Here is a 9,015-nt window from a genome sequence, read left to right on the forward strand (position 1 = left end):
TTCCTGCACTCTTCACCGTCCGTGGCCCACGGGGCCCTTGGCGCGCGCGGGAAAACCGGGGATGCTGAACTGCCTTTTCCCCCACAGCCGTTGGGCTGCGCCGTATCCCGAGGAGACGCAGTGTCGTCACAGACGTTCCGTACGCACCGCAGGAGGTGGCTCACCGGTCTGGCCGGTGCCGCCGCGCTCGTCGTCGCCTTCCCCGCGGTGGCCTGGGCGGCCCCGCCCCCGGCGCTGCCCGGCAACGCGGAGGCGGCCGAGCGGGCGTACCAGCCCGCCTTCGACTACGACACCGACGGCTGCTACTCGTCCGCCGCCATCGGCCCGGACGGCACCGTCAACAGCGGCCTCAACCCGACGGGCGCGCTCAACGGCAACTGCCGGGACGCCTCGGACCTCGACAACACCAACGCCTACAGCCGCTACACGTGCAACAACGGCTGGTGCGCCTATCTGTACGGCCTGTACTTCGAGAAGGACCAGGCGCTGCCCGGCGTCAGCCTCGGCGGGCACCGCCACGACTGGGAGCACGTCGTGGTGTGGGTGCAGGGCGGCGCCGTGCGGTACGTCTCGACGTCCAACCACGGCTCGTTCACCGTCCACGCGGCGTCGTCGGTGCGCTTCGAGGGCACGCACGCGAAGGTCGTCTACCACAAGGACGGCATCAGCACGCACTGCTTCCGCCTGGCCGGCGCGAACGACGAACCGCCGGAGAACCACAAGGGGACCTGGCAGTACCCGCCGCTGGTCGGCTGGAACGGCTACCCGCCGGGCCTGCGCGACAAGCTGGTCGCGCACGACTTCGGCAGCGCGCACTTCGGGCTGAAGGACGGGAGTTTCACGAGCCACCTGGCGTCCGCGAAACCGTCGGGCATCCCGTTCGACCCGAACGCCTGACGGGTGGGGCCGAACCGCGCCGACGCGTCCGGGCGGTGGCGCGGGAGGGTCTATGGTGGCGGCATGTCCGTGCCTGAACTGATCCGTGTCGTGTCCCGCGACTCACCCATGGCGCTCGCCCAAGTGGAGCGCGTCCGTGCCGAGTTGGCGGCACTGCACCCCGGTGTCCGCACCGAGGTCGTGCCCGTGCGGACGACCGGCGACAAGTGGCTGGGCGACCTGTCCCAGGTGGAGGGCAAGGGCGCGTTCACGAAGGAGGTGGACGCGGCCCTGCTGGCCGGCGAGGCGGACCTCGCCGTGCACTGCCTCAAGGACATCCCGGCGGACCGGCCGCTGCCCGCGGGCACCACCTTCGCCGCGTTCCTCCAGCGGGACGACATCCGCGACGCGCTGGTCCACCCCGGCGGGCTCACCCTGGACGAGCTGCCGGCCGGCACCCGGATCGGCACCTCCTCGGTGCGCCGCGTCGCCCAACTGGCGGCCACGCACCCGCACCTGGAGTGCGTGCCGTTCCGCGGCAACGCCAACCGGCGGCTGGAGAAGCTGGCGGCCGGTGACGCGGACGCCCTGCTGCTGGCGGTGGCCGGTCTGGAGCGCATCGGGCGGACGGGCGTGATCAGCGAGATCCTCTCCCCCGAGACCATGATGCCGCCCATCGGCGCGGGCGTCCTCGCCCTCCAGTGCCGGGAGGGCGACAGCGACCTGATCGACGCCGTCAGCGGCCTCGGCGACCCGGACACGTACCGGGAGGCGACCGCCGAGCGCATGCTGCTGCACGTCCTGCAGGGCCACTGCAACAGCCCGATCGCGGGCTACGCGCGCGTCGACCGCGGCGGCGAGCTGTCCCTGCGGGCCTGTGTCTTCACCCCCGACGGGAAGACCCGGCTGAACGCCCACGAGTGGGCCGGCCGGCTGGACCCGGCGACGCTGGGCACCTCGGTGGCCGTGGCACTGCTGCGGCAGGGCGCCCGCGAGGTCATCGACGGCATCCCGCACTGAGGACGCCGGAAAGGGCGCCGCGTCAGGCGGTGCCCTCCTCGGCCTGCTCCCGCAGGAAGTCGCTGACCTGGAGCGCGAGGCCGTCTCGCAGAGTGCCGGCGTGAAGGCCGAGGGGCTCCTGCAGGCCCACGCCACCGGTCCACAGCCGGCGGTCGGCCCACTCCTCCTCGACCCGCAGCTGGATCTGCACGTCGACCTGGCGCAGGCTGTCCTCGGTGCCCGCCGCGTACAGGACGGCGGTGACGCGGCGCAGCGGGTAGACGTCGAAGCCCTCGATGAACTGCGAGTTCCGCCAGTCGATGAAGGCGGCCTCGCCGTCGCGGCCGATCCGCACGTCGATCTGGCCGTCCTCGAGGTGGATGCCGAGATGCCGCTCACCGCGGTTCTCGACGGTGACACGCAGCCGGAAGTACGTCAGGCCCTCGGCGGCGTCGTCGCGTCCGCGCGGGGGCTCGGCGGCTTCCAGACCGTGGACGCGGACACGCAGACCGGCATGCTCGTCGTACTCGTGCCAGTCCCCGACCACGTTCGGCTCGTACACAGTCCACCTCTCGTCCTGGGCCTGCTTCCTATCTTTGTGCTCAGTGCACTGTCAAATGAGTGGAATGCGCTGTGGCCAGCCCATTCGCACCCTTGATCACCGATCAAGCCGTGGGCAGGAACAATCCGTCCCGGCCTCGGCCCGGCTCGTCGACCACCGTGCCGCACATCACGTTCCCGGCCAAGATCATCGGGCTCGTCGTCCCCACGGGACACACCGTCACCCGACAGCGACATGCAGTGCTATTCACGAAATGCGTTTCAATTGCTGTTTGTACGGGAAGGTGTGGTTATGTGCTTCGGACAGGAGGCACGTCCGTGGGAGCGGGTCAGCCCCCTGGGTGTTTCTCCTCAGGTCCGAGTTCGCGCTTCCCACGGTGTCTGTCCCGTCAGCACCTGCTGAGGGAGGTGCGCTCGGATGAGTGCCCCCACCAGAACGAAGCAGCATCCCCACGACGACGCCCCGGACACCGCCCGCGCCTTCCAGCGCCTGGTGACCCTGTCCGACGGGCCGGAGCGCAAGGCGCTCAAGGACGAGCTGATCCGGTCGTGGCTGCCCATGGCCGAGCGGATCGCGGTCCGGTTCAAGGGCCGCGGCGAGTCGCTCGAGGACCTGTACCAGGTGGCCGCCCTGGGCCTGGTCAAGGCCGTCGAGCACTACGACCCCGCCCGCGGGCACGCCTTCGAGGCGTACGCCGTGCCCACCATCACCGGTGAGATCAAGCGGCACTTCCGCGACCACATGTGGACCCTGCATGTGCCCCGCCGGGTCCAGGACCTGCGCAACCGGGTCCGCAACGCCACCAAGGAACTCGCGCAGACCACCCCGGGCCGCGAGCCCACTCTCGCCGAGATCGCCGCCCACGCCCACCTGACCGAGCAGGAGGTGCGCGCCGGGATGGAGGCCCTGGAGTGCTTCTCCGCGCTGTCGCTGGAGGCGGAGATGCCCGGCACGGACGGGTACGCGCTGGGCGACGCCCTCGGCGGCCCCGACCCGGGCTACGAGGTGGTCGTGGACCGCGTGTCCGTCGAGCCGTGCCTGCGGCGCCTGCCTGAGCGCGAGCGGACCATCCTGTACCTGCGCTTCTTCGGCGGTATGACCCAGAGCCGGATAGCGCAGCAGCTGGGCATCTCGCAGATGCACGTCTCGCGGCTGCTCAGCGGCTGCTTCGCGCAGCTGCGCGAGGAGCTGCTGGCCGAGGCGCGGACGTCCGCGGCTCAGTAGGTCAGTCCTGACCCGACTCCGGGATCTGCGTCGGGCCGTGCCGTTCCAGGGCCTCCTGCAGCTCGACGCGGATCTCGGCGGGCATCTCGCCCTCCCTGCCCCACAGGATGATCAGTTCCGCGACCTCGCGCAGCTTGATGTTGGTGTGCTGCGAGACCTCCTTCAGGACCGCCCACCCCTGCTCGGGGGCGACCCGGCCCAGCGCGACGACCATGCCGATGGCCTGGTCGACGACGGCGTGCGCGCCGACGGCGTGCCGGAGCTGGTCGACCTCCTCCTCCAGCTCGGTGATGCGGGCGTGGTCGTCGGGCGGCTCGCTCGGGTGAGGCGTCACGGCTCCATCCTCTCCGTCCCGCCGGGCCGGCGCCAGTGAAGTCGGGCGGTCGGGCTCATCGTTTCGGCGCCACGCCGGGGGTACTCGACAGGCTGCGGAGCGGTTCCGGTTGGACACTGTGACGAAGACCGGTGGCCGTCGGCCGTGCGAGATCCAGGACGCGACACATGAACGATGCGAGAACCCCCCGGAGCACGGCCGAGGTCGTGTCCACCCACTCCGTGTTCGGCGCGCCTTGCTGGGTGAGCCTGACCAGCCGGGGTCTGGAGGTGGCGCAGGACTTCTACTCGGCGGTGCTCGGCTGGCGCTGGCGGCAGGCCACGCTCGGGGACCGCTTCCGGGTGGCGCTGGCGGACGACGTGCCGGTGGCCGGCATCGCCGCGGTCGCCTCGATGTGGCAGATGGCCGTCGCCTGGACGCCGTACTTCGCGGTGCGCAGCGCGGACGAGGCCGTGGCGCGGGTGGCGGAGCGCGGCGGCACCGCGGCTGTCGGGCCGCTCTCCCTGCCGCCGGGGCGCGCCGCCCTGCTCGCCGACCGTGACGGCGCCACCTTCGGTGTGTGGGAGGGCGAGCTCATCTCCAACTGGGAGACCTGGCGCCGCGCCGCGCCGACTTTCATCCGGCTGCACACCCGCGACGCCTTCGACGCCGCCATGTTCTACGGCGAGGTGCTCGAGTGGGCCAACCAGCGGACGGGATGCTGCGAGGTCCACTACGAGGGCGGCGAGGTCGTACTGCGCAGCCGCGGTGACGTGGTCGCCCGGATCGAGTCGGGAGCCCTGGAGGCGGCGCCCGACCCGACGATCCGGCCGCACTGGCAGGTGCACTTCGCGGTGGCCGACGCCCCGCGGTGCGCGCGGGCCGCGGAGCTGAACGGCGGCAGTGTGCTGTCGCTGGGCCCCGAGGAGGCGGTGCTGCGCGACCCCGACGGCGCCCAGTTCACCGTGACCTCGCGCCGCGGCCGGTAGCGGCCGTCGGCGCGAGGCGTCACGGCTACCGCCCGTCCCGGTCCGGTGCGCGGTGCTCGGTCGCGGCGGCGACGCGGGACGGCCGGGAGAGCAGCACCAGGCTGCGGCGCTCGACCAGGAGGGCCGTACCGGCCTTGTGTTCCGTCTCGTCCGGCGGGTCCTGCGGCTCGGCGGTGTCGATCAGCGTTGTCCAGCGTTCGCCGTAGCCGGTGGGCGGCAGCTGGAACTCGACCGGTTCCCAGTAGCTGTTGAGCAGCAGGAGGAACGAGTCGTCGACGACGGGCCGGCCGCACCAGTCGGGTTCGGCGATCGCGTCGCCGTTGAGGAAGGCCGCCACGGCGCGGGCGTCGGGGCTCTGCCAGTCGTCGTCGTCCATCTCGCGGCCGTCCGGTGAGAACCACACCAGGTCGGGCAGCGGCTGGTCGGGGCGGGTGGCCGTCTCCCCCTTGAAGAAGCGGCGCCGGCGCAGGACGGGGTGAGCAGCGCGCAGCCCGATGACGTATCGGGTGAAGTCGGCGAGCGCGCGCTGCTCGTCGGTGAGACGCCAGTCGATCCAGGAGATCTCGTTGTCCTGGCAGTAGGCGTTGTTGTTGCCCCGCTGGGTGCGGCCGAGTTCGTCGCCGTGGCAGAGCATGGGGATGCCCTGGGACAGCAGCAGCGTGGCGAGGAAGTTGCGCTGCTGGCGGGCTCGCAGCCGGAGCACGGCCGGGTCGTCGGTCTCGCCCTCGGCACCGCAGTTCCAGGACCGGTTGTGGCTCTCGCCGTCCCGGTTGTCCTCGCCGTTGGCCTCGTTGCGCTTGTCGTTGTAGGAGACGAGGTCACGCAGGGTGAACCCGTCGTGCGCGGTCACGAAGTTGACGCTGGCGCGCGGGCGGCGCCGGCTGTGCGCGTACAGGTCGGGGCTGCCGGTCAGCCGGGAGGCGAACTCGCCGAGCGTGCCGGGCTCGCCGCGCCAGAAGTCCCGTACGGCGTCGCGGTACTTGCCGTTCCACTCCGACCACAGCGGCGGGAAGTTGCCGACCTGGTAGCCGCCCTCGCCGACGTCCCACGGCTCGGCGATGAGCTTGACCCTGCTGATCACGGGGTCCTGCTGGATCAGGTCGAAGAACGCCGAGAGCCGGTCCACCTCGTGGAACTGCCGGGCCAGGGTGGCCGCGAGATCGAAGCGGAAGCCGTCGACGTGCATCTCGGTGACCCAGTAGCGCAGCGAGTCCATGATGAGCTGCAGCACGTAGGGGTGGCGCATCAGCAGGCTGTTGCCGGTGCCGGTGGTGTCGTAGTAGTGGGCCCAGTCGCCGTCGACCAGGCGGTAGTAGGAGGCGTTGTCGATGCCGCGGAACGACAGCGTGGGGCCGCGTTCGTTGCCCTCGGCGGTGTGGTTGTAGACCACGTCGAGGATGACCTCGAGGCCGGCCTCGTGCAGGGCCTTCACCATCGCCTTGAACTCGGTGACCTGTTCGCCGCGGGTGCCGCGGGCGGCGTAGGCGTTGTGCGGGGCGAAGAAGCCGATGGTGTTGTAGCCCCAGTAGTTGGACAGTCCGCGGTCGAGGAGCACGCCGTCCTGGACGTACTGGTGGACGGGCATCAGCTCGACGGCGGTGACCCCGAGGGATGTGAGGTGCTCGACGACCGCGGGGTGCGCGAGTCCGGCGTAGGTGCCGCGCAGTTCGGGCGGGACGTCGGGGTGGGTGCGGGTGAGTCCTCGGACGTGCGCCTCGTAGATCACGGTGTCGGCGTACGGCCGCCTGGGGGGCCGGTCCTCTCCCCAGTCGAAGTGCGGGTCGGTCACCACGCCGAGCATGGTGTGCCCGGCGCTGTCCGCCGGGGAGGGGCCGCCCGCGGTGCGCTCGAAGAGGGAGGCGTGGTTGTCCACCTGCCCGTCGACGGCCCGGCTGTACGGGTCGAGCAGCAGCTTCGACGCGTTGCAGCGGTGGCCGAGGCCGGGGTCCCAGGGGCCGTGCACCCGGTAGCCGTAGCGCTGCCCGGGGCCGACGCCGGGCACGTAGCCGTGCCAGACGAACCCGTCGACCTCGGTCAGCGGAACGACGGTGTGCCGGTCCTCGTCGTCGGCCAGGACCAGCTCGACGCGTTCGGCGACCTCGCTGAACAGGGCGAAGTTGGTGCCCTGCCCGTCGTGGGAGGCGCCCAGCGGGTAGGGGTGCCCGCTCCAGGCGGACACCCCTGTGCTCAGGTCCTTGCGGCGCCTGCGTGCCGTCACCGGGCCTCCTCCAGGACGCCGTCCCGGACCCCCGCCGCGTCCGCCAGGGCCGCGACGGGCGTCGCCCGGGGCACGCGCAGCGCCTCGCGCAGGCTGGGCGCGGGAGCGGTCGGCACCAGGGGGGCGCGTTCGCCGGCGCGGGCCCGCTGCGAGAACCAGATGACCTTGCTGCCGGTCTCGGTGGCGCAGCAGCCCCAGCCGTCGCTCATCGCGGCGAGGTGGCGCAGGCAGGCGCGCAGTTCGTGGTCCGGGCGCAGGGCCCGGTCGTTGTCACCGATGGCGGTGATGAGGTGCTGTCCGTTCCACCACATCTCGATCGAGGTGTTCTTGTCCTTCGCGTGCTCGTCGATGGCCCGCAGCAGCATCTCGGTGCCGTGGCGGACGGGTTCGACGAGCGTCTCCAGGTCCCAGTACCTGAGGTGAGCGGCCAGAATTCGGCTGACCTGACCGACCCGTTCAGGGCTGACTTCCACATCGAGGTGGTAGTAGCAGGGCACTGCGGTCTTCACCGTCGTTACCTCCTCACCGCGAAAGCTCCCGCTCTCCTCGTCCCTGCGGGACGGGGCCCCGATTGCGGAGCGTGAGCACTGATCGCCTCTGAGTCACTTCAGAGTGAGTGCTGTACGCCATTCGTGCAACACGAGCGAACGGGTGAGGAAGTAGTTGAAGATCCAACAGGACGCTGCGTCGCCGACCATGCACCATGTGTGAAGACCTCGATGCCCGCGACGGAACCCGTGTGTGCCCGCATGCACGGGTGCCGCCCGACGGTCGGGAGACGCGCCATCGAGCCCGGAAGTGGAAGGTGAGCGGGGCCATGCTGCTACCGGCCAAGACCGAAGTCGCCCGCCTGCTGCGGCGGTACCGGGCCTGGGAACGCGCCATGCTGGCGGCCCCGGCCGACCGAACGGTGCGTGCCACCTTCGAGGACACCGGTTACACCCTTTGCGTCCTGATGGGAAAGCGTTGCGCCCGCGAAGCCGCGGACGCGGCCGAGCAATACCTGCGCGACACCCCGTCGGCCCACCCGCTGGAGCAGGAGCAACGGGCGCGGACGGTGGGCGTCGCGGCCGGGCAGAGCCGGCCGAGGACGCCTCGGCGTTTCCACGCGGGAAGGTAGCCGCCTTCCGGCAGAGTTCGGATCCCCGGCCGGGCCACGTGTCCGGCCTCGAGCACGGTGGAGGTGAACCATGGGCAGGACCAAGAACAGGACCGGCGCCGGCGCCGGGGCCGTAGGCCGTATCCCGGTACGGGACGTCCGGCCGGCCGTGGAGCGCGGCCGGCATCCGGCGAAGGCGATCGTCGGGGAGACCTTCGAGGTCACCGCCACCGTGTTCCGGGAGGGCCATGACGCGGTCGCCGCCAACGTCGTGCTGACCGATCCGAAGGGCCGCCCGGGTCCGTGGACGCCGATGCACGAACTCGCGCCGGGCAGTGACCGCTGGAGCGCCAAGGTGACCCCGTCGGCGGTGGGGACCTGGACGTTCCACGTCGAGGCCTGGAGCGACCCGGTGGCCACCTGGCGGCACACCGCCCGTATCAAGGTCCCGGCCGGCATCGACGTCGGGCTGGTGCTGGAGGAGGGCGGCGAGCTGTACGAGCGCGCCGCCGCCGGGGTGCCCGACGCGTCGGAGCGGTCGGCGCTGCTCGCCGCCGCCGAGGCCCTGCGGGACGACTCGCTGCCGCCGGTGTCCCGTCTGTCGGCGGCCTTCGCGGCCAACGTGGACGCGGTGCTGGGGCGGTATCCGTTGCGTGATCTGGTGACGGCGTCGGAGCCGCTGCCGTTGCTGGTGGAGCGCGAACGCGCCCTGTACGGGGCGTGGTACGAGTTCTT

Annotated in this window: 10 protein-coding genes; 6 read left to right on the forward strand and 4 right to left on the reverse strand. The window is 71.5% G+C overall.

Annotation, left to right across the window (positions count from 1 at the left end; translation table 11 throughout):
* Window positions 1–120 precede the first annotated feature (120 nt).
* Both ABZ899_RS31640 and hemC read left to right on the forward strand, forming a co-directional pair.
* On the forward strand, window positions 121–897 hold the full coding sequence (locus ABZ899_RS31640; protein WP_361352834.1) for an NPP1 family protein: 777 nt from the start codon (window positions 121–123) through the stop codon (window positions 895–897).
* A 63-nt stretch (window positions 898–960) separates the two neighbouring features.
* Window positions 961–1,896 (forward strand): hydroxymethylbilane synthase, encoded by a 936-nt coding sequence (gene hemC, locus ABZ899_RS31645; RefSeq protein ID WP_361352837.1) that lies wholly within the window; start codon window positions 961–963, stop codon window positions 1,894–1,896.
* A 22-nt stretch (window positions 1,897–1,918) separates the two neighbouring features.
* On the opposite strand, the gene ABZ899_RS31650 is transcribed toward hemC, so the two are convergent.
* The gene (locus ABZ899_RS31650; protein WP_361352840.1) at window positions 1,919–2,437 is read right to left on the reverse strand and encodes a hypothetical protein; all 519 of its coding nucleotides are present in this window, start codon (window positions 2,435–2,437) and stop codon (window positions 1,919–1,921) included.
* Window positions 2,438–2,854: 417 nt separating this feature from the next.
* Between ABZ899_RS31650 and ABZ899_RS31655 the strand changes: the two genes are divergently transcribed.
* Window positions 2,855–3,661, forward strand: a complete 807-nt coding sequence (locus tag ABZ899_RS31655; RefSeq protein WP_361352843.1) for an RNA polymerase sigma factor SigF — start codon at window positions 2,855–2,857, stop codon at window positions 3,659–3,661.
* Window position 3,662: 1 nt separating this feature from the next.
* Here the strand turns inward: ABZ899_RS31655 and ABZ899_RS31660 are convergent, their stop codons facing one another.
* The gene (locus tag ABZ899_RS31660; RefSeq protein ID WP_361352846.1) at window positions 3,663–3,995 is read right to left on the reverse strand and encodes an ANTAR domain-containing protein; all 333 of its coding nucleotides are present in this window, start codon (window positions 3,993–3,995) and stop codon (window positions 3,663–3,665) included.
* 167 nt (window positions 3,996–4,162) lie between these two features.
* Between ABZ899_RS31660 and ABZ899_RS31665 the strand changes: the two genes are divergently transcribed.
* Window positions 4,163–4,963, forward strand: coding sequence for a VOC family protein (locus tag ABZ899_RS31665; protein WP_361352849.1), 801 nt, complete (start codon window positions 4,163–4,165; stop codon window positions 4,961–4,963).
* A 25-nt stretch (window positions 4,964–4,988) separates the two neighbouring features.
* Here ABZ899_RS31665 and glgX read toward each other — a convergent pair whose 3' ends face one another.
* Together glgX and ABZ899_RS31675 are read right to left on the reverse strand one after the other, a co-directional pair.
* Window positions 4,989–7,181: a glycogen debranching protein GlgX gene (gene glgX, locus ABZ899_RS31670; protein WP_361352852.1), complete on the reverse strand. Its 2,193-nt coding sequence runs from the start codon at window positions 7,179–7,181 to the stop codon at window positions 4,989–4,991.
* Entirely contained in the window at window positions 7,178–7,690 is a 513-nt protein-coding gene (locus ABZ899_RS31675) for a pep a2 (protein ID WP_361352855.1), read from the reverse strand. The genes glgX and ABZ899_RS31675 overlap by 4 nt, the downstream gene beginning before the upstream one ends.
* 308 nt (window positions 7,691–7,998) lie before the next feature.
* On the opposite strand from ABZ899_RS31675, the gene ABZ899_RS31680 reads away from it, so the two are divergent.
* Together ABZ899_RS31680 and ABZ899_RS31685 are read left to right on the forward strand one after the other, a co-directional pair.
* Window positions 7,999–8,301 (forward strand): DUF5133 domain-containing protein, encoded by a 303-nt coding sequence (locus ABZ899_RS31680; RefSeq protein ID WP_361352858.1) that lies wholly within the window; start codon window positions 7,999–8,001, stop codon window positions 8,299–8,301.
* A 70-nt stretch (window positions 8,302–8,371) separates the two neighbouring features.
* Window positions 8,372–9,015, forward strand: a 644-nt coding sequence (locus tag ABZ899_RS31685) for a maltotransferase domain-containing protein (protein WP_361352861.1), incomplete at its 3' end; no start/stop codon positions are given.

The organism is Streptomyces sp. NPDC046859 (assembly GCF_040645135.1).
Taxonomy (GTDB): Bacteria; Actinomycetota; Actinomycetes; order Streptomycetales; family Streptomycetaceae; genus Streptomyces.

What these genes read in the sequence shown, in the direction of transcription:
- hemC (WP_361352837.1), top strand. Translation starts at nt 961, where the DNA reads ATGTCCGTGCCTGAACTGATCCGTGTCGTGTCCCGCGACTCACCCATG.
- ABZ899_RS31655 (WP_361352843.1), top strand. Translation starts at nt 2,855, where the DNA reads ATGAGTGCCCCCACCAGAACGAAGCAGCATCCCCACGACGACGCCCCG.
- ABZ899_RS31665 (WP_361352849.1), top strand. Translation starts at nt 4,163, where the DNA reads ATGAACGATGCGAGAACCCCCCGGAGCACGGCCGAGGTCGTGTCCACC.
- ABZ899_RS31680 (WP_361352858.1), top strand. Translation starts at nt 7,999, where the DNA reads ATGCTGCTACCGGCCAAGACCGAAGTCGCCCGCCTGCTGCGGCGGTAC.